Annotated in this window: 18 protein-coding genes and 2 pseudogenes; 8 read left to right on the top strand and 12 right to left on the bottom strand. The window is 67.3% G+C overall.

What is annotated here, in order from left to right; translation table 11 throughout:
• Positions 1 to 8 precede the first annotated feature (8 nt).
• The 6 genes and pseudogenes from WJ16_RS34260 to WJ16_RS16490 all read right to left on the bottom strand — a co-directional run bounded on the left by WJ16_RS34260 (position 9) and on the right by WJ16_RS16490 (position 6,099).
• Positions 9 to 232: pseudogene (locus WJ16_RS34260) on the bottom strand (CbrC family protein).
• A 280-nt stretch (positions 233 to 512) separates the two neighbouring features.
• The gene (locus tag WJ16_RS16510) at positions 513 to 1,277 is read right to left on the bottom strand and encodes a hypothetical protein (RefSeq protein ID WP_069258176.1); all 765 of its coding nucleotides are present in this window, start codon (positions 1,275 to 1,277) and stop codon (positions 513 to 515) included.
• 378 nt (positions 1,278 to 1,655) lie between these two features.
• Positions 1,656 to 2,198 carry a hypothetical protein gene (locus WJ16_RS16505; protein WP_069258175.1) on the bottom strand — a complete coding sequence of 181 codons (543 nt, stop codon included), beginning with the start codon at positions 2,196 to 2,198 and terminating at the stop codon, positions 1,656 to 1,658.
• Between the two features lie 285 nt (positions 2,199 to 2,483).
• On the bottom strand, positions 2,484 to 2,969 hold the full coding sequence (locus tag WJ16_RS16500) for a hypothetical protein (protein WP_236858275.1): 486 nt from the start codon (positions 2,967 to 2,969) through the stop codon (positions 2,484 to 2,486).
• Positions 2,932 to 4,917 (bottom strand): gamma-glutamyltransferase family protein, encoded by a 1,986-nt coding sequence (locus WJ16_RS16495; RefSeq protein WP_069258173.1) that lies wholly within the window; start codon positions 4,915 to 4,917, stop codon positions 2,932 to 2,934. Before WJ16_RS16495 ends, WJ16_RS16500 begins: the two co-directional genes overlap by 38 nt.
• 225 nt (positions 4,918 to 5,142) lie before the next feature.
• Complete coding sequence (locus tag WJ16_RS16490; RefSeq protein ID WP_069258172.1) at positions 5,143 to 6,099, bottom strand: LysR family transcriptional regulator; 957 nt, start codon at positions 6,097 to 6,099, stop codon at positions 5,143 to 5,145.
• 101 nt (positions 6,100 to 6,200) lie between these two features.
• Here WJ16_RS16490 and WJ16_RS16485 point away from each other — a divergent pair, with 101 nt between their 5' ends.
• The 4 genes from WJ16_RS16485 (at position 6,201) to WJ16_RS16470 (ending at position 10,558) form a co-directional block, all read left to right on the top strand.
• On the top strand, positions 6,201 to 7,325 hold the full coding sequence (locus WJ16_RS16485; protein WP_069258171.1) for an aryl-sulfate sulfotransferase: 1,125 nt from the start codon (positions 6,201 to 6,203) through the stop codon (positions 7,323 to 7,325).
• 58 nt (positions 7,326 to 7,383) lie between these two features.
• Positions 7,384 to 8,739, top strand: coding sequence for a uracil-xanthine permease family protein (locus tag WJ16_RS16480; protein ID WP_069258170.1), 1,356 nt, complete (start codon positions 7,384 to 7,386; stop codon positions 8,737 to 8,739).
• A 286-nt stretch (positions 8,740 to 9,025) separates the two neighbouring features.
• Positions 9,026 to 9,538, top strand: coding sequence for a DUF2165 family protein (locus WJ16_RS16475; RefSeq protein WP_069258169.1), 513 nt, complete (start codon positions 9,026 to 9,028; stop codon positions 9,536 to 9,538).
• A gap of 81 nt (positions 9,539 to 9,619) precedes the next feature.
• Entirely contained in the window at positions 9,620 to 10,558 is a 939-nt protein-coding gene (locus WJ16_RS16470; protein WP_069258750.1) for a tyrosine-type recombinase/integrase, read from the top strand.
• A 36-nt stretch (positions 10,559 to 10,594) separates the two neighbouring features.
• On the opposite strand, the gene WJ16_RS16465 is transcribed toward WJ16_RS16470, so the two are convergent.
• The 4 genes from WJ16_RS16465 to WJ16_RS16455 form a co-directional block, all read right to left on the bottom strand.
• Positions 10,595 to 11,074 carry an RES family NAD+ phosphorylase gene (locus WJ16_RS16465; protein WP_069258168.1) on the bottom strand — a complete coding sequence of 160 codons (480 nt, stop codon included), beginning with the start codon at positions 11,072 to 11,074 and terminating at the stop codon, positions 10,595 to 10,597.
• Positions 11,071 to 11,526, bottom strand: a complete 456-nt coding sequence (parS, locus tag WJ16_RS16460; protein WP_006480981.1) for a type II RES/Xre toxin-antitoxin system antitoxin — start codon at positions 11,524 to 11,526, stop codon at positions 11,071 to 11,073. The genes WJ16_RS16465 and parS overlap by 4 nt, the downstream gene beginning before the upstream one ends.
• Positions 11,527 to 11,893: 367 nt before the next feature.
• Positions 11,894 to 12,097 (bottom strand): DUF1289 domain-containing protein, encoded by a 204-nt coding sequence (locus WJ16_RS33380; protein WP_076605959.1) that lies wholly within the window; start codon positions 12,095 to 12,097, stop codon positions 11,894 to 11,896.
• A gap of 241 nt (positions 12,098 to 12,338) precedes the next feature.
• Positions 12,339 to 12,980, bottom strand: a complete 642-nt coding sequence (locus tag WJ16_RS16455) for an HD domain-containing protein (protein WP_069258167.1) — start codon at positions 12,978 to 12,980, stop codon at positions 12,339 to 12,341.
• Positions 12,981 to 13,192: 212 nt separating this feature from the next.
• On the opposite strand from WJ16_RS16455, the gene WJ16_RS16450 reads away from it, so the two are divergent.
• Both WJ16_RS16450 and WJ16_RS16445 read left to right on the top strand, forming a co-directional pair.
• The gene (locus tag WJ16_RS16450; RefSeq protein ID WP_069258166.1) at positions 13,193 to 14,158 is read left to right on the top strand and encodes a GlxA family transcriptional regulator; all 966 of its coding nucleotides are present in this window, start codon (positions 13,193 to 13,195) and stop codon (positions 14,156 to 14,158) included.
• 327 nt (positions 14,159 to 14,485) lie between these two features.
• Complete coding sequence (locus tag WJ16_RS16445; RefSeq protein WP_069258165.1) at positions 14,486 to 14,797, top strand: DUF4148 domain-containing protein; 312 nt, start codon at positions 14,486 to 14,488, stop codon at positions 14,795 to 14,797.
• Between the two features lie 120 nt (positions 14,798 to 14,917).
• Here WJ16_RS16445 and WJ16_RS34830 read toward each other — a convergent pair whose 3' ends face one another.
• Positions 14,918 to 15,133, bottom strand: a complete 216-nt coding sequence (locus WJ16_RS34830) for a hypothetical protein (protein WP_157126785.1) — start codon at positions 15,131 to 15,133, stop codon at positions 14,918 to 14,920.
• On the opposite strand from WJ16_RS34830, the gene WJ16_RS16440 reads away from it, so the two are divergent.
• Positions 15,132 to 15,845 carry a dienelactone hydrolase family protein gene (locus WJ16_RS16440; protein ID WP_069258164.1) on the top strand — a complete coding sequence of 238 codons (714 nt, stop codon included), beginning with the start codon at positions 15,132 to 15,134 and terminating at the stop codon, positions 15,843 to 15,845. The genes WJ16_RS34830 and WJ16_RS16440 overlap by 2 nt on opposite strands.
• Before the next feature lie 106 nt (positions 15,846 to 15,951).
• A pseudogene (locus tag WJ16_RS33375) lies at positions 15,952 to 16,200 on the top strand (IS5/IS1182 family transposase); the annotation flags it as partial.
• A gap of 232 nt (positions 16,201 to 16,432) precedes the next feature.
• On the opposite strand, the gene WJ16_RS16435 reads toward WJ16_RS33375, so the two are convergent.
• Positions 16,433 to 17,965 (bottom strand): efflux transporter outer membrane subunit, encoded by a 1,533-nt coding sequence (locus WJ16_RS16435; protein ID WP_069258163.1) that lies wholly within the window; start codon positions 17,963 to 17,965, stop codon positions 16,433 to 16,435.
• Positions 17,966 to 17,967: the final 2 nt, after the last annotated feature.

Here is a 17,967-nt window from a genome sequence, read left to right as displayed (position 1 = left end):
CCTCTGTGTCATGACGATGGAGCCAGCGATTGCCGTGCGGCTGGCCGCGCATGCGCCGAGCCGTCGGCGATGCACCACGGGCAAATGCACTGCCCGTATTCGTCGACCGCGTACATGGGCCGGCATACCCCTCACCGCGCGCGTCGCCGCAACACATGCAACGTGCGTCCGAGCGAATTACGCGGCCCGTTGCCGGCGGGTCGGGATGGTACCTGAAAGCGGGTAACGACATGACGCTCTCCGTGGGCCCGGATGGTGGAAACGCATGCGATGCGAATTCGAACGGCCATCGTACCGCGGCATGACGGTGTTAATGCGGAACCGCGGCCTCGACGAACGTGCCGTTCACGAAACGACAGACGCGATGCGGCGCGCGGCGCGATCGCCGGATAGGGCGACTGCGCGCCGCCGTATCCGGTCCGGCGGCTGTTCGACGCACGGTGGACGACGACCGGCAGTGACTCGTCGCCGTCGATGCGCTTCGAGGGGTCCGACGAAAACACGACGCGCGGTCACTCTCCACGCGGTACCGGCGGCGGTGCATAGCCGTTGTCGTTGCCGGGGAACGGATTCGCGTTGCGGCGCAGCGCCTCCTCGTCGTTCTCCTTCTGCGCGAACAGCGCGACGCCGATCACGCCGACGTTCGCGGAATCGCCGTACTTCGAGTTCGCGACATAGCTGTCGGGCACCGCCGCGAAGCGGAACGCCGCGACTTCGTCGCGGCTCTTGCGGAAACCCTCGATCGTCAGCGTGCGGCCCGGATACAGCACGTAGCCGCCGTTCGTGTAGCTGCCCGGCCGCCCCGACAGCACGTCGAGCCCGTCGACGGTCGACACGACCTCGAACGTACGACGCCCCTGGTTGCGCAGCACGATCAGATAGCGCGAACCCTCGATGCCCGCCATGTGCCAGCGGCCGCCGCTGCGCGCGAGACGCAGCGGCACGCCCTTTTCGTCCGTGAACGACAGCGCGATGTCGCCGTTGGCGAGCGCGACGCGCGTCGGCAACCGGCGAACCTGGGACGCGGGTGGATGCCCGGGCAGCGCATCGTTGTAGTAGACCGACGCGAGATCCGTCGGCTTCGCCGGATCCGCGCGTTCGAAATCGACCTGGCGGGTTTCGGATCGCACCGACTCGCCCCACGCAGTGCCGAGCCCGCGGCGTTCGCCGGCGTCCGGTACGACGGCTGACGCGCTGGCGGACGGCGGGGGCGGTGCCGCACAGGCGGCCAGCCAGAGCGCGCAGGCGAGCGCGAGAAGACGGAACAGGATGTTCATCACGTGAGGCCTCGGAATGTTATCGGGCCGCGCCGGACTCGCCGGTACGGCGTTTTGGTGTCGTCTGTCGTCACGATGCCGATCGGACGGGCTGCCCGTATCGGCCGGCGTCGCGATAGCGGCGGCCCCGTACCCCTGGGAGCCCCGCTATTTAAGCATGGCGGGCGGGCAATGGGCAGGGTCGCTCACGCAGCCCGTTGCGGGCGCTTGCCGGCGGGCGTCCGGCAGTGCAGCCGTGCGCGTCGCGTCGCCGGATCGGCGGCGAACGCCGACGTAGCCCTGCATCGACGATGCGATGAACGACGCGCCGCCGCGCAAGCCCATAAAAAAGCCCGGCCCGCATCGAAGCGGGCCGGGCCGTATCGGGAAGCGTGACGCTTACAGCGCGCCGCCTTGCGCGGACGCCGAGCCCTTCAAGCCGACCGATGCGCCGCCTTGCGCCGAGTTCGCCGCACCGTCGAGCGCCTCGCCGGCCTTCGCCTTCGCACCGCCGGCGACGTCGCCTGCCGTCGACATCGCGCCTTGCGCGTGGCTCTTCGCCGTGCCTGCGACGTGCTTCACGTGCGATTTCGTCGAGTGGGCGGCCGAGGCGGCGGCATCCTTTGCCGTGCCCGCTGCCGAACCGACCGCGTGGGTCGCACCGCCGGCCGCGTTGCCGGCCGCCGTGCCCACGTTGCCGACCGTCTTGCCGACGCCGTTCAGCGCGCCGCCGACGACGCTGCCCGCGCCCGAACCCGAGCCTGCCGCATTCGCACCGGCACCGCCCTGCACGCCCACGCCGGCGCCGAGCAGCGGCGTCTGAACCTGTGCGCCGACGCCTGCGGAACCCTCAGCGCCGGTCTGGGCCGTCTGGGCGAACGCAGCCGAAGTCGCCATCGCCGTCAGTGCCGCACCCACCAGGATCGTACGAATCTTGTTCATGGTCATTCTCCCCAAAGTCGTTGTTGCTGCGGGCCGCGTTCGTGCGGCTCGTCGCATGCCTCGCCGCGACGTGCGGCAAGTGGAGCCAATGTAGCGGCGTGGACGCGCAAAACGACGGATTTGCGGGGACTGTTACTTCCGTTGCAAATGCTGACGATTGACTCACAGAGTTTGACAATCGCCGGCCTGCAACGGGATCCCGACGTTTCAGGGCGGTAGTCGGGGAAACCGGTTGGCGCCACGCGGACGATCGTCGCGGATCGGGAAACCCGGCATGCGAAACGGTTAGCAGGGAAACCGGCCGCTTCGATAAGCATCCCAAAGGAACCGGGTCGGCCAGTCGTCGACGCGGCCCGACAACCGGCTTCTCGCGACGAGATCGATATCGTCGGACACGCACGCCGCCACGTCGGCGTTCCCCGATGCGACGAACGCGAGCCTGAATGCCTTTTCCCTCCGCGCATCCACGGCCGGCCGCTCGATCGCGGCGCCCGGATCGCCGTCGATTGCGTCGAACGACGCCATCCATCGCGCATCGAACGGCTCGGCATCGCGACGGCCCAGCGCGCGGTCGCCGTCCAGTTCGCCGAGGAAATCGAAAAAGCCCGGCGCCGACAGGATGGCGTCCATTTCGAGCAGATGCGCGTTCGTCATTGCGATTCCTTCGCGATGCGCGGCCCCGGCCGCCCGTCGGTGAATCCAGGCAGGCCGGGGCCGTGCGCGCCCCGCCCGATCATGGCCGGAACGTATCGCCGAGCACGACGCCTTCACGCCGCGGATCGGTGCCGCCCTGCAACGCGGGCGACTGGCCGACCGTCACGCGCATCACCGTGTTGACGCCGCTCGCCTGCGCGGACGTCGACACCTTGTGCCCGAGCGCGACGAGGCCCGTGATCAGCGGATCGTTCGCGCCGTTGTTCGTCGTGTTGACGTTCGGATGCTCGCCGCCGACCGTGGTCGTCGGGCTGTTGCTCGCGCCGAAATCGACGAGCCCTGCCGACTGCTGCGCGTCGAGCCCCCAGTCGAGTGCGCCGACGAGCGTCTTGACCACGTATTGCGGAATCGTGCCGCCGCCCGGCGAACCGGTCGCCATCACGAAATCGCCGCGCGAACCGTCGGCGGCCTGCCCGAACACGATCGTCGGCGCCATCGAGCTGCGCGGCCGCTTGCCCGGCTGCAGCCGGTTGGCCACCGGATTGCCGGCGGTGTCGACCGGGTTCGCGGAGAAATCGGTCAACTGGTTGTTCAGCAGGAAGCCGTTGGTCATGTGGAACGAGCCCATGCTCGACTCGACCGTCGTCGTCGCGCTCAGCACGTTGCCGTCGCCGTCGACGATCGTGAACTGGTTCGTGCCGTGCTCGATCAACGTCGTATCGACGCCGAGCGGCACCGCGCCGAGATTGCCGGGCTGCGCGGTGCCCATGCTCTTGGTCGTGTCGATCAGCGCCGCACGCGATTTCAGGTACGGCTTGTTCAGCAGCGTGTCCCACGTTCCGCCCGGCAGCGGCACGAAATCCGTATCGGCCACGTACTTGTCGCGATCGGCATACGCGAGCCGCTCGGCTTCGGTGACGAGATGCACGCCCGCGACGGTCGGCTTGCCGCCTTCGAGATCGATCGCCGTCGGCTTCAGCGACTTCAGGTCGAAATTCTCGAGAATGCCGAGCGCCGACGCGACCGCGATGCCACCCGACGACGGCGGCGGCATCCCGCACACCCAGTAGCTGCGATAGGTCGTGCACACGGGTTCGCGGCGTTTCGCTTGGTACGCGGCCAGATCCGCGACGGTCGTCTTGCCGGGCGTGAGCGTCGAGCCGTCGGCGCCCTTCGTCGTCGCGATCTTCGCGACGATGTCCTGCGCGATCTGCCCCGTGTACAGCGCGTTCGCGCCGGACTGCGCCATCAGCGTCAGCGTGTGTGCGTAGGCGGGATTCTTCAGCACGGTGCCGAGCGTCTTCGGCGATCCGTCGGCGTTCAGGAAATATGCAGCGGCCTCGGGGTCGCGCTTCAGGTTCGCGGCGTTCGCCGCGATCGCGTCGGCGAGCCGGCCGCCGATCGGGAAGCCGTTGGTCGCGAGCGTGATCGCATCGGCGAACAGGTTCTGCCACGGCAGCCGGCCGTGATCCTGCTGCAGCGCCTCGATGAGCCTCGGCACGCCGATCGTGCCGATCGAGCGGCCGCTCGCCCGCGCGTTCGGCAGCGGCGCCGAATGGTCGGTGGCGTCGTCGACGTAGCGCAGGTAGTTCTCCGTCGCGGCGGCCGGCGCGGTCTCCCGGCCGTCGTACGCCTGCAGCGTCTTGCCGCGCGCATCGTAGTAGAGCAGCACGCCGCCCGAGCCGAGGCCCGTCGCTTCGGGCACGGTCAGGCCGAGCACGGCCTGCACGGCGACCGCCGCGTCGGCGGCGGTGCCGCCTTTCTTCAGCACCGCGCAGCCGGCCGCGCTCGCATACGCGTTGGACGTGGCCACCAGATAGGTCTTCGCATAGACCGGCTTCATCCCGGTGCGATAACCCGACGACGCTTCCGGCAGCGACGGGTCGCCCGGCTGGTTCGAGCCCACCACGACGGTCGCGCCGCTGTTGTCGACCGCGAGACAGCTCGTATCGGTGGAAGGTGTCGGCGTGCGGGCCGCTTCGTTCTCGACGTCGCCGCCGCATGCCGTCAGCAGGGCTGCCGCGAGCAACGCGGACGCATACGGAAAAATCGCTGTTCTGTTCATTGTCTGCCGATGCTCTCGTAGGTCGTTGCGATGGACATCACACTGCCCGCGACCCCCTCGGTGCGCCGGCAACGCGTCCGATAGTCCCATGAACAAAATTTTTTCCGCAATAAGGGTATGGCGTAATACGACCGGACGTTGCGTGCGCAATGCCGCCGTTCCCCTTCCCCGCACGCGGGTTCGCATGGTGCATTGCAGTGCGATGCGCCGGTGCGGCCGATGTCGCTAGGTGGCCGCCCGACGACGCCTGCCGGTTGCGCGGCCGTCGCACGCGAGTCCGCGCTGCATCGTGTCGATCGCCTCGGAGAAAAGCTCAAGGAACATCGCCATCGCGACGGTCGCGCTCATGTCGGCCCGCTGGTAGATGCAACTGAACGAGCGCGCACCCGCATCGGCGAGCGGCGTCCACGCGAGCCGGCCGGCGGCCACGTCGTCCGCGACGTTCTCGGCGATCAGGAAGCCGACGCCCGCGCCTTCGGCCGCGAGGCGTCGCACCATCGGCACCGAACCCGTCTCGACCAGCGGCCGCACGTTGCGCGGCTGCCGTGCATCGATCTGGTCGAACATCGCGCGCAGTTCCGTGTCGGGCGTCATCAGGATCAGCGGATGCGCGAAGCAGTCGCGCATCCGCACCTTGCCGCCGGACACCGCAAGCGGATGGCCGGGCGCCGTGACGACGCCCAGCGGCTGAGCGAACGCGCGCACCTCGACGACGCCCGCCGACGTGCGCCGGCGCAGCGCGTAGCCGATGTCGGCTTCGCCCGTCTCGACCCAGCGCACGATGCTCTCGCCGTTTCCCGAGCGCACGCTGTACGTCACGCCCGGGTAGCGCTGCATCGCGGCGAGGATCGCATCGGGCAAGAGCTTTTCCGCGGTCGACGCGGGCACCGCCAGGTTCACGTGCCCGCGCCGCAGCGCGCGCAGGTCCTCGACCTGGGTGAGCGCGTTGTCGAAGTCGCGCTGGCCGCGCCGCACGGCCGCGATCACGATCTCGCCGGCGAGCGTCAGCTGCATGCCGCGCGGCAGCCGGTCGAACAGCGGCACGCCGACCTGCTCCTCGAGATTGCGGATCTGCTGATGCACCGCCGCGGCGGTCAGGTGCAGCGCGTCGGCCGCCTTGCGAATCGAGCCGCGTCGCGCGACCTCGTCGAAACAGCGGAATGCCTGCGATATCGAACGCATGAAGGCCTCGTTAGATTTTTCCGAACAGGCCGTCAAGAATAATTCAATTTTATTGACCACCCGGATCGTCTAGATTCCGCTGCATACCCGTACCGATTCGAATGGAGACCGCAGTGACGACCGTCGACCAGATTACCCAGCGCCGCCGCGGCGTCGGCCTCATCGCCCACGATCCCGCCCTGTCCGCGGGCGGCTATACGCTCATCGCGCCGCAGACGGCCGACGGCAACGTCTATCTCGTCGGCATCGACGGCGAAGTCGTTCATCAATGGAAGATGCCCGTGCGCCCGGGCCGCCACGCGGTCATCCTCGCGAACGGCAACCTCGGCTACAACGGCAATCATCCGCGATCCGAATCGCGCTATGCGCCGTGGTCGATGTGGCATGGCGGCGACTTCTACGAAGTCACGCCGCAAGGCGAAACCGTGTGGCGCTACGAGGACCCCGCGCATCATCACGATGCGCAGTGGCTGCCGAACGGCAACCTCCTCTATGCCGCGTGCGAGCCGGTCGACGCCGCCTTTGCGCGGCGCGTGCCGGGCGGTACGCCCCACGGCGACGACGAGGTGATGTATGCGGACGTGATCCGCGAAGTGAACCGGGCCGGGCAGATCGTCTGGGAATGGCATGCGCGCGAACACCTGCGGCCCGAGGACTTCCCGATCGCGGCCGGCTTCGGGCGCTATCACTGGCCGCTCGTCAACGGCCTCGGGGTCGACGCGAACGGTCGCGTGCTGATGAGCCTGCGCACGACGTCGGGCATCATCGGCGTGAACCGCGACACCGGCCGCGTCGAGCTGCGGATCGGGCCCGACGTCGTGTCGCACCAGCATGCGCCGGTGCCGCTCGCGAACGGCAACATCCTCGCGTTCGACAACGGCAATTTCCGCCATGGCGCGCACGTCGTGTTCTCGCGCGTCGTCGAGATCGATCCCGCGACGCAGCGGGTGGCGTGGTCGTACACGGACGACGTCGTGAACCTGTTCTACTCGCCGTTCATGGGCAATGCGCAGCGCTTGCCGAACGGCAACACGCACGTCACCGAATCGTCGACCGGCCGGCTGTTCGAAGTGACGCCCGCGGGAGAAGTCGTGTGGGAATACATCATTCCGTGGTTCGCCGAATACCCGGACGAAGCCGCGCGCAAGACCGGCCCCGGGCAGCTCAACAGCGTGTTCCAGACGTTCCGCTACAGCGCCGCGCAACTGCCCTGGCTGCGGACCTGAGCTTCCGTTCACCGCCGGTTTCCGGCGCTCGTCGCCGTTCGCTTCCGAAGGGGCTGCCGTGTCGCACGATCCGATCCCCACACCCGTCGATGCACGGCTGCCCGCGTGGCAGCTCGTGCTGTTCGGGCTGCAGCACGTGCTGTCGATGGCCGCGTCCCCGATCACGGCCGTGTTCCTGATCGCAAAAATGCTCGTGCTGCCGGCAGACCTGACGGTCCAGCTGATCGGCGCGACGTTCTTCGCCTGCGGCATCGGCACGTTGCTGCAATCGCTCGGCGCCGGCCCGATCGGTGCGCGCATGCCGTTCGTGATGGTGCCTGGCGGTGCACCGACGATGCTGTTCGCCGGCATCGCCGCGCAATCGGGCCTGCCGACCGCGGCCGGCGCGGCGCTGCTCGCCAGCGCGTTCTACTGGGTGCTGCTGCCCGTCTTCACGCGCTGCCTGCGGCTCTTTCCGCGCATCGTGATCGGCGCGATGCTGCTGCTCGTGTCGGTCAACCTGATCCGGATCTACGCGACGATCGTCGTCGGCCAGCCCGGTTCGGCCGACTTCGCGCAGCCGCGTGCGCTCGGCCTCGCGCTCGCGACGATCGTCGCCACGGTCGCCGTCGCAGGGGCGTTCCGCGGTACGCTCGGGCGCCTCGCGGTGCTGATCGGCCTGACGGCCGGCGCGACGCTCGGCTGGGCGCTGGGCGCGATGCCGGCGCTCGCCGACGTATGGCGCGGCCCGCTGTTCACGCATCCGGTATGGCTGCCGTTCGGGATGCCGCGCTTCGACGTGCTGGCCGCGCTGCCGCTGCTGATCTTTACCGCGATCTCGATGGCCGAAGCCACCGCGCAGACGGTCGCCGTGGGCGAAACGTGCGGCAAGCCGGTCTCGCTGTCGCGCGACGCGCCGAAGACGATACGCGGCGATGCGCTCGCATCGCTGGCCGGCGCGCTGTTCGGCACGCCGCTGATCGTGACCAGCGCCGAGAATATCGGCGTCGTGCAGACGACCGGCGTGCGCTCGCGCTACGTGACGGCTGCCGCCGGTGCGATCCTGATCGTCATCGCGCTGTTCGCGCCGCTCGCGCGGCTCGCCTATGCGATTCCGGCCGCCGTGGTCGGCGGCACCGCGCTGGTCGTGTTCGCGATGATCGGCGTGATGGGCATCCGGCTGCTCGCCGGCGTCGACCTTCACGCGCGCGCCAACCAATACACGCTCGCGGCCGCACTGGTCGTCGGCCTTGCGCCGATCCTCGTGCCGAACCTGTATCGCCATTTCGGCACGCCGGTGCAGATCGTGCTCGGCAACGGCATGGCAGCCGGCACGCTCGCGGCCATCGCGACGCAACTGGCGTTCGCCGCACTGGCACGGCTGAGCGGGCAGGTGGGAACGTCGGCGTCAGCCGCGCCTTCGCGCGACGCATGACGGCGACGGCCGGCAGCGCAGCACGCGCACGCGGCCCCGCTTGACGACACCCGCGGTTCGACCGACAATCGCCGCTCCCTCCTGGCGCGGGCACTCGATCCAGCCGGCGCGTGCGTCTCCTCGACGCCGCCCCGGCTTCAGGTTTTCCAGTCCCGATCTCCGCGCCGCCGTGCCACGCACGCCAATCGCCGGCCCCGCCGGACACGCTCACACAGGTATCGCCCCGAACGCCGGCGCATCGCCGCGCGGTCGCGCTTTCGCCTGCCCGTTCATTTCGGAGTCCAATATGATTATTCGTCTGTCCAAGGCAGCCATGGTCCTTGCCATGGCATTTTTCGCTTCGCTCGTCGCGTTCGGCAACATCACCGACTACGCGACGAATTTCGCGTTCGTGCACCACGTGTTCCTGATGGATACGACCTTCCCCGGCAACGGCATCATGTATCGCGCGATCGGCACGACGTGGGTGCATCACGCCGGCTATATCGGCATCATCTCGATGGAAACGCTGACGGCCGTGCTGTGCTGGATCGGCGGCATCCGCGTGCTGCGTGCGCGGCGTGCCGGCGACACCGCCTTCCGCGCGGCCAAGGCGTATGCGATCGCGGGCCTGACGCTCGGCTTCCTCACGTGGCAGGTCGCGTTCATGTCGGTCGGCGGCGAATGGTTCGGCATGTGGATGTCGAAGCAATGGAACGGGGTGCCGGACGCGTTCCGCTTCTTCATCACGCTGTTGCTCGTGCTCGTCTACCTGACGATGAACAACGACGGCATCGACGACGTGCGTACCGCGCACTGACGCACCGCTTGCATCGGGCCGGCCGGCCCGTTGGCCATCCGGACGATTGCCGAAGCGTGCGCGGCCGGCTATAAATCGGGCATGGACACGAATCGCTGGATTCACGACCCCGTCGACGCCTTTCGCGCATGGCAGGAAACCGCCGCGACCGGCGCCGACCGCCGCCCGTTCGCGCCGCGATCGATCGTGCAGCACGTCGCGATGTTCGAACGGTTCCTGCGCCATCTGAGCGAACACCGCGTGTCGCTGGCCACGTTCGGCCCCGATCACGTCGCGGCCTTCCTGGCGGAGCTCGAGCGCACCTGCGCGCCCGGCACGTCCACCCGCGTGCGCTATGCGAAGCTGATCGACCGGCTGGGCCGCCACTTGGTCGAAGCGGGCGTGCGCACGATCCACCCGGCCGGCCGGACGACACGCGATCTCGCGTGGCCGGACGGCGAGCCCGAGCCGTGCTACCTGCCGCCCGATGCCGACGCGGCGCTGCAGCGCCATGTGCAGCCTCGGCCGGGCGACGCGCCGGCCGACTGCCGGGATCGCGCGATCGTCGCGCTGCTGCTCGCGAGCGGCATCACGTCGGCCGAGATACGCGCGACGACCCACGACGCGCCCGATCTCGATGCGCGGCCGCCCGCGCTGGCCGTGCCGCGTAATCGCGCCCGGCCGGCGCGCCGGATCGCGCTCGCCGAATTCGCGCTGGCGCCGCTCGCCGTCTGGCGCGCGCGCTCCGCGGGCACGCCGGCATCCGCGTTGCTGTTTCCGGCGCCGCGCGGCGGTGGCGCGATGAACGACATGTTCCTGCTGCTCGTGGTGCGCCACGCACTGACCGCGATCGGCTTCCATGCGACGGACCTGAGTCCGCGCGTGCTGCGCAACACGTATGCTCGCCGCCAGTTGCTTGCCGGGCACACGCATGCCGACGTCAGTGCGATGCTCGGGCTCGTCAGTACGCGAACGGTCACGCGCATCCGGCAGACGCTGCCGCCCGATGCGGCCGCGGATCGCGCCGCACACGAGCGCTGAACCCGCGCCGGGCGCGGGCTTCGTCGCGCCGCTTCCCTACTCGGCGGGCTTCGACTGGACCAGCCGCAGAATCCGGGTGTCGTACGGCGATTGCATGACTTCGACGATATGGATATCGGAAGCGGCCGGATGCAGCGGGTTCAGCAGGAAATTGTGCGCATGCGGCACGACGACGCTCGGCACGCGCAACAGTGCGCTCGGCTGCGTGTGCAGCCACTCGGTGCCGGCGCTGCGGGTCCAGTCGACGTTGGTGCGCCAGTCGTCCGGCGCGTCGCCCTCCGCGATTTCGGCGATATCGACCGATTCGGCTACCTCGATGCGAAGCAGCTGGTAGCCGCTCGGCAGTTGCGCGACCGTGGCGATTTCGAAATGGACGAGCGTCTCGAGCAGCGCGAGCGCCGGATGTTCGGCGAGATACACGACGGGCTGCCCGGCAAAATGCCAGCGCCCGCCGGCGCGCAATCCGCCGACGCCTTTCAGGTCGGCGAAATTGCTGATCCGCCACAGCGTCGTCAAGCGAAGTACCCCTCGTCGATCTGCGTGAGGGCTTCCTCGACGAGCCGCGCGCCATGCTCGGTGCTCGCCATGTCGAGCGACGTGCGGCCGCCGAAGCGCTGGAGCCCGTTGCGCAGCCACGCCATCGCCTTGTCCTGGTCGCCGAACGTGGCCGTCGCCTGCGCGACGATGCGGGCGAGACGGATCGCCTTGTCGGATTCCTCCGGCGACAGGCGTTCGTGCGCCTGGCGACGATGGCTCAGCGTACGGCGCGGAATGATGAAGGCCAGCTCGTCGGATTTCAGCCCGCGCTCGGACAGCCGGTCGATCACCGACACGTCGACGCGCGCGCTCGCCAGTTCGGCAAGATCGGCGCCCGAGCGGACGCGGATCGCCAGCAACTGTTCGAGAATCGTGAATTCGGCCTGACGCGGATGCGCGACGCCCGAAGGATGGAAAGCAATGGTGCTCATGACCTCTCCCGGCAATTTGCCCAATCATTATAGGCGTTTTGCCAGGAAGACGCGGGGGAGATCGCGGGCGGGCTCGGAATGGGTGTCAGGGGGCAATTCTGAAGGCGGGGGGCGGAGGGCCCCCTGCTATCTGGTGGCGATGTGCTGGGGTCGCGAATCGACGATTCGCCTCGGTGGCGGGATGGGGTTGTTCAGTATATAAAGTCAGGCGGGTGTCGTATGGTTGTCACGTAACAACTTTAGCTATCGGTTTCTTTTGTTCTTACTTCGCCAACCCGGCTTCCAGGCTAGGGTTGAGTGGCTCGATCGCGGCAGAAGATACTCGGCAATTTCAGTGCTCAACATGAGGGACGCGGTGTCTGGTGAATCACCGTCCGTCGCGACGGAAACGCATCGCCGCGCCTTCGCGCCGGATATGTTTCCCTATCGCGCGTTTCTCGTCGTCGTTCATGAACGTTCGGTCCGCAACTTCGTCGGTCGTTCGGCCCCACCCTTTGCAGACATCGTTGAACAGTGTCGAACACATGCCGATACAGGGGCCGTCGGATACGTCGTGAAGCGCGGAAGCCATCGGACACTCGTCTCGGTTGAAAATCTGATCGCGCAATGGATCTCACCCCATAAACGACTACCTTTCCGCTGGCCATGTGGCCAACAGCACGCCACCAGTCCGCCCCGCTTGCCTGGCGACGGCGCCAGTCGATCGTGCAATTGATCAAATACAATCGCACTCCTGAATAACCTGCACCCCTTTCATGTTTCTCGCACGATCTCCACTCACCACCCCGGATCGTGCACCCTCCCGAAACCAGTCAACCGCTCCACGCGGACGATCGAATCACGCTGCAGAAATTGCCTGCATGGAAATGCGGATCCTTGTCCGCGAGCACGTCGGCCTTCACGTTGCCGAACGTCGTGTGCGGCTTGTGCCTGATCCCGTCGTAGAACGCCTGGATGATGTCCTCCTTGAAGTGCGGCGTACGCGGATGCGCGCGAACGACGGCCTCGCGTTCGGCGTCGCTGTATTCCGGATACGTCAGGCCGAGCACATCCATCTCGACACCCGCCGTGACGAGCGCGATCACCGGATGCATGTACTGCGGGATGCCCGGCGTGGTATGCAGCGCGATCGAAGTCCATACGACGTCCATATCCTGCTGCGAGATGCCCTTGTCCTTCAGGAAATCGCGGGCGGCGTTCGCGCCGTCCACTTCGAAACGCTCGCACGCACTGCTGTGCACGTGCGTCAGCCCCATGTCGTGGAACATGCAACCGCAGTAGAGCAGCTCGGGATCGTATTCGAGTCCGCGTCGCCGGCCTGCGAGCGCCGCGAAATAGAAGACGCGGCTCGAATGATGGAACAGCAACGGAGACGCGGTATCGCGAACGAGTTCGGTGATTTCACGCGTCAGTTGGCTATCCGGAAGGGTGATGCCTGCAACATTCTCAGTCATGATCGACCTCCATTGAAAACACCGTTAATTCTCCGGAGTGCGATAGCTGTCATCAATAGACGTATTGCGTCAAATCCTGCCATTTTGCGTGACGGACGGACACGGGGGCACGTGCCGAAAAATAAGCGCCGGGAAGAAGCATCGCCTCATGCTCGATACATTACCGGCGCCTCTATACTGCTCGTCACGTTCGACACCACACGCAATCGATCATGCCGAAGGTCGTGGGAATCTTCGCCGTTCCGGGCGTTCAACTACTCGATGTCTCCGCCCCGCTCGACGTCTTCGCGCAAGCGAACGCCGAATACGGGAAGCCGTTCTACACGTTGCGGCTCATCGCGAGCGAGTCCGGCCCGATCCGCAGTTCGTCCGGCGCGCAACTGCTGCCGGACTGGATCGTTCCCGACATTCCCGAGCGCATCGACACGCTGCTGGTCGCCGGCGCGCCGAATGCCGACCGGATCGCACTGCGCACCGACGTCCTCGCGTGGCTGCGAGCGGCGGCCGTACAGAGCAAGCGCTACGGTTCGATCTGCACCGGCGCGTTCATCCTCGCGGCCACCGGCCTGCTGAAAGGGCGCCACCTGACCACGCACTGGGCTGCCGCCGACGCGCTTGCCGAAGCCTATCCGTCGCTCGCCGTCGACGCGGACGCGCTGTACGTGCGCGACGGCAAGCTGCGCACCGGTGCCGGCGTCACGGCCGGGCTCGATCTCGCGCTCGCGCTGGTCGAGGAAGATCTCGGCCGCGAGATCGCGCGACGCGTCGCCGCGCAACTCGTCATGTTCTTCAAGCGCCCGGGCGGGCAACTCCAGTTCAGCCGCAAGGGCGAGGCGCGCCCCGCCGGACGTTCGGTGCTGCAGGAGGTCCAGCGCTGGATCGCGGCGAATCCGGAACTCGAGCATTCGGTGGCGGAGCTGGCGAAGCACGCAGGCATGAGCCCGCGCCACTTCGCACGGCTGTTCCGCGCGGAAGTCGGCATGACGCCGGCCGCATGGGTCGAGGCGACCCGCATCTCGGCCGCCCGTCAATTGCTCGAAAACGGCCACGACACGCCGAAACAGGTCGCGGCGAAATGCGGCTTCGCGAACGTCGATACGCTCAGGCGGTCGTTCACCCGGCACGTCGGCATCACACCGGCCGAATACCGAAAACGGCAGGCGGTTCCGGCCGAGTAGCGTCGCACTGAAGTGAATGCACGACCCGGCTCGAACGACGCCGATCGCCGCCGCCGAAAATACTTCGGATTCCGATTCAATTGGTCGATGCTCAGCCGCCGAGGCGATCGACGACATCGCCCACTCGAAGCCTCTTCCGAGGTTCTCGTCAAACCCGGGACCGCACCGCAATCATCAGACGAAACATTCGTCGGCCCGGATCGTTTACCCAGTTGCAATAATCATTCACTGGAACGCGTATTTCCGACCGGTAACGTGATCGCTACGATGCAATCAACCGCTGAACGCAACGAGCGAAGCGCGAAATCAATGAAACCGGAGGTCACCATGAAGTCGTTCATCTACGCTGTCGTCGCCGCAACCGCCCTGTCCGCCTCGTACGGCGCATTCGCACAATCGAACCCGTCGGGCCAGTTGACGCGTGCCCAGGTACGCGCGGAACTCGTCCAGCTCGAACAGGCCGGCTACAAGCCCGAGGTCTCCGACCCGTACTACCCGCGAGCGCTGCAGACCGCGCAGGCCCGCGCGACGAACGCCGATGAAACCGGCTACGGCGCGCAAGCCGCCGCCGGCGTGCGCACCGGCCGTGCGATCGCGATCAAGCAGGAAGGCCGCGACTCCGTGTATTTCGGCCAGTAAGCGCCCGTCACCCGAGCCTGTGCCCGCGTATTCCCCCGCTACGCACACGGTCTGCACGACACCCCGCTCCCGTTCATCGGGGCGGGGTGTTGCTTTTCGAGCATCTACTCCCCGAGCGAATCATGCCCGTCGCCAGACACGGCGTTGAGAACGACGTGTTGCGCCGAGCCGCTCATGCCGGCGGCCGGAGTTTGCGCATAGAATGGCCGCGTGGTCGGCGCCGGCCGACACGAACGCGAGCGGAACCACGACGTCCGGCATGTCCGATCGTCGCCGCGCCCGCAGGCCGGCCCCGATGCCGCACTCATCGCATTTTTCGAAAAGGAGCGGTTTCATGTCTCAAACATCCGGTTCCATGATCACGTTTCGACGCCCGGACGGCCAGGAACTGCAGGGCTATCTCGCCACGCCGGCAAAGACCGAGGGCGCGCCCGCGGTCGTCGTCATCCAGGAATGGTGGGGGCTGAACGACCAGATCCGCGGCGTCGCGGATCGCCTCGCACGCTGTGGCTACTTCGCGCTGGTACCCGACCTGTATCGCGGCAAGTCGACGGTCGAGGAAGAGGAAGCGCACCACCTGATGACCGGGCTCGATTTCGGCGACGCGGCGTCGCAGGACATTCCGGGCGCCGTCACGTATCTGAAGACGCTCGCGTCGCGTGTCGCGGTGACGGGCTTCTGCATGGGCGGCGCACTCACGCTGCTGTCGCTGCAGTTCGCCGATGCGGACGCAGGCGTCACCTGGTACGGCTTCCCGCCGCTCGACTACCTCGACGCGGCAAAGCTCAAGGTGCCGCTGATGGGCCACTGGGGCACACAGGATGCGTTCTTCGCGATCGACCAGGTCGATGCGCTCGAGAAGAAGCTGACCGATGCGAAGGTCGGTTTCGAATTCCATCGCTATCTCGCACATCATGCGTTCGCGAACGAAACGGCCGTCGGCCCCGGCCGCATCGCCGGCACGCAGTTCGATCCGGTGTGGTCGCAAACGGCGTGGGATCGCACGCTCACGTTCTTCGGCCGGACGCTCTGGGAAAAGCAGGGGTAACGTCACGCCGCTTTCCACGCGGGCGGCTGCGCAGGCTGCGCAAAAAGGCGTAGCGGCTTCTGCCGCCACGCCAGGTACCCGGCCAAAAGAAAGCGCGTAGCGCCCACGATACCGACGTGCGCTGCGCGAGCGCGGCATCAGGGCCGTGATCGCGCAGCGCAGCTGCCAGACCGCGCACGGACGCGGGCTCGGCAAGTATCGTCGAGTGGTCGAACATCCGTACTCCCGGCTCCGCAATTTTCGCCGTCTGCGCACACGCTTCGAGCGACGTGCGGACATTCACGAAGCATTCCTGGAACCTGGCTGCTCGCTCGTCTGCTGGAACAGCTTCAGGCGCACTAAGCAAGGTTTTTGAACCGACCTCCGAGGCCGGCCCGGACCCTTCGTCGGCGATGCGTTGCAAGACGCCATTCGCCGTATCGGTTCCGCATAGCGTCCCGCACATACGCAAGCATGCTCAAACCCTCCACCGCTTTCAACGAAGAACCAAAAAGAAACGCCACGGACTTCCATCCGTGGCGTTTTCGCTTCCGCATACAGCCGGTTCGAAAAACAGGCGCAATAAGCCGCGCCTGCCTTCCTTGCGCTTACCCGTTCGTCGCGGCTGCCGACGCAGGCGCCGGTGCGGCCGCCTTGTCGTAGTCGACCGGCGCATCCGGCGCGCGCGGCGCTTCGCCGGCCCGCTCGATCCACCCGCCGCCCAGTGCGCGGTACAGATCGACCAGGTTCGTCCAGCGTGCGAGACGCGCGCTGATCAGCGACTGCTGCGCCGAATACAGATCCGTCTGCGCGGTCAGCACCGACAGGTAACTGTCGACACCGTTCTTGTAACGCAGGTCCGACAGGTCGAAGCGCCTCTGTTGCGCGTGCTCGTTGCGCTCGAGCGCCGCGATCTGCTGGTCGTACGTCCCGCGTGCGGCCAGACCGTCCGACACTTCGCGGAATGCCGACTGGATCGCCTTCTCGTAGTTCGCGATCTCGATGCGCTTCTGCACGTGTGCAAGATCGAGGTTCGCGATGTTCGAGCCGCCCTCGAAAATCGGCAGCGCGATGTTCGGTGCGAACGACCATGCCGCCGTACCTGCCTTGAACAGACCGCCGAGCGTCGGGCTCGCGGTGCCGAATGCTGCCGTCAGCGAAATCTTCGGGAAGAACGCCGCACGCGCTGCACCGATGTTCGCGTTCGCGGCCAGCAGCGTCTGCTCGGCCTGCATCACGTCCGGACGGCGCGTGAGCAGATCCGACGGAAGGCCGGCCGGCACGTCCGCCAGCAGGTTCTGCGCGTCGAGCGGCATGCCCGGCGGCAGATCGTCCGGCAGCGGTTCGCCGATCAGCAGCACCAGCGCGTTCAACGCCTGCGCGCGGGCTCGCGCCTGTGCCTGCTGGTTTGCAAGCGCCGTCTCGACGACCGTCTGCGCCTGGCGCAGCTCGAGTTCAGAGCCGGTGCCGTTGTCGAACTGCAGCTTCGTCAGGTTGTACGAGTCCTGCGCCGTCTTCAGCGTATTCTCGGTGATCTTCAGCAGATCGTCGGTCGACAGCAGCGTCAGGTACTGGTCGGCCACCTGCGACACCAGCGAGATCTCCGACGCCTGCCGCGCATACGCGGTCGACAGGTACTGCGCGAGTGCCTGATCCTTAAGGCTCTGCACGCGGCCGAACAGGTCGAGCTCCCACGACGCCGAAAGCCCGACGTTGTAGGTCGTCGTGATGTTGCGGCCCGGCGCCACCGTCAGTGCATTCGGCAGGCGCTCGCGGTTGCCGGTGCCCGTCGCGTCGAGCGTCGGGAACAGCCCCGCGCGCGTGATCTGGTACTGCGCGCGCGCCGCCTCGATGTTCAGCACCGACACGCGCAGGTCGCGGTTGTTTTTCAGCGCGATCTCGATCAGCCGCTGCAGGCGCGGATCGACGAAGAACTCGCGCCAGCCGATGGCGGTCGCAGCTTGCCCGTTCGCGCTGCGCGCGCCGGCCGCACCCGGCTGCGTCGCGTAGACGCCGCCGGCCGGGTACGCCTGCGCGACGGGCGCGTCGGGCCGCCTGTAATGCGGCGCCATCGTGCAGCCCGCGGCGAACAGCGCGGCTGCCAGTGCGGCCGCGGTAGCGGTCAAAGCGTGTTTTTGCATCG

The sequence above is a fragment of the Burkholderia metallica genome, assembly GCF_001718555.1.
GTDB lineage: Bacteria > Pseudomonadota > Gammaproteobacteria > Burkholderiales > Burkholderiaceae > Burkholderia > Burkholderia metallica.
Note: the sequence above shows the minus strand (reverse complement) of the source record. Positions and strands in the feature narration are given on the sequence as shown.

Excerpts from the sequence above, each read along its gene's own strand:
- WJ16_RS16475 (WP_069258169.1), top strand. The coding sequence starts at position 9,026 with ATGATTATTCGTCTGTCCAAGGCAGCCATGGTCCTTGCCATGGCATTT.
- WJ16_RS16435 (WP_069258163.1), bottom strand. The coding sequence starts at position 17,965 with ATGCAAAAACACGCTTTGACCGCTACCGCGGCCGCACTGGCAGCCGCG.
- WJ16_RS16440 (WP_069258164.1), top strand. The coding sequence starts at position 15,132 with ATGTCTCAAACATCCGGTTCCATGATCACGTTTCGACGCCCGGACGGC.
- WJ16_RS34830 (WP_157126785.1), bottom strand. The coding sequence starts at position 15,133 with ATGAAACCGCTCCTTTTCGAAAAATGCGATGAGTGCGGCATCGGGGCC.
- WJ16_RS16495 (WP_069258173.1), bottom strand. The coding sequence starts at position 4,917 with ATGAACAGAACAGCGATTTTTCCGTATGCGTCCGCGTTGCTCGCGGCA.
- WJ16_RS16470 (WP_069258750.1), top strand. The coding sequence starts at position 9,620 with ATGGACACGAATCGCTGGATTCACGACCCCGTCGACGCCTTTCGCGCA.
- WJ16_RS16490 (WP_069258172.1), bottom strand. The coding sequence starts at position 6,099 with ATGCGTTCGATATCGCAGGCATTCCGCTGTTTCGACGAGGTCGCGCGA.
- WJ16_RS16485 (WP_069258171.1), top strand. The coding sequence starts at position 6,201 with ATGGAGACCGCAGTGACGACCGTCGACCAGATTACCCAGCGCCGCCGC.
- WJ16_RS16445 (WP_069258165.1), top strand. The coding sequence starts at position 14,486 with ATGAAGTCGTTCATCTACGCTGTCGTCGCCGCAACCGCCCTGTCCGCC.
- parS (WP_006480981.1), bottom strand. The coding sequence starts at position 11,526 with ATGAGCACCATTGCTTTCCATCCTTCGGGCGTCGCGCATCCGCGTCAG.
- WJ16_RS16450 (WP_069258166.1), top strand. The coding sequence starts at position 13,193 with ATGCCGAAGGTCGTGGGAATCTTCGCCGTTCCGGGCGTTCAACTACTC.
- WJ16_RS16510 (WP_069258176.1), bottom strand. The coding sequence starts at position 1,277 with ATGAACATCCTGTTCCGTCTTCTCGCGCTCGCCTGCGCGCTCTGGCTG.
- WJ16_RS16505 (WP_069258175.1), bottom strand. The coding sequence starts at position 2,198 with ATGAACAAGATTCGTACGATCCTGGTGGGTGCGGCACTGACGGCGATG.
- WJ16_RS16455 (WP_069258167.1), bottom strand. The coding sequence starts at position 12,980 with ATGACTGAGAATGTTGCAGGCATCACCCTTCCGGATAGCCAACTGACG.
- WJ16_RS33380 (WP_076605959.1), bottom strand. The coding sequence starts at position 12,097 with ATGGCTTCCGCGCTTCACGACGTATCCGACGGCCCCTGTATCGGCATG.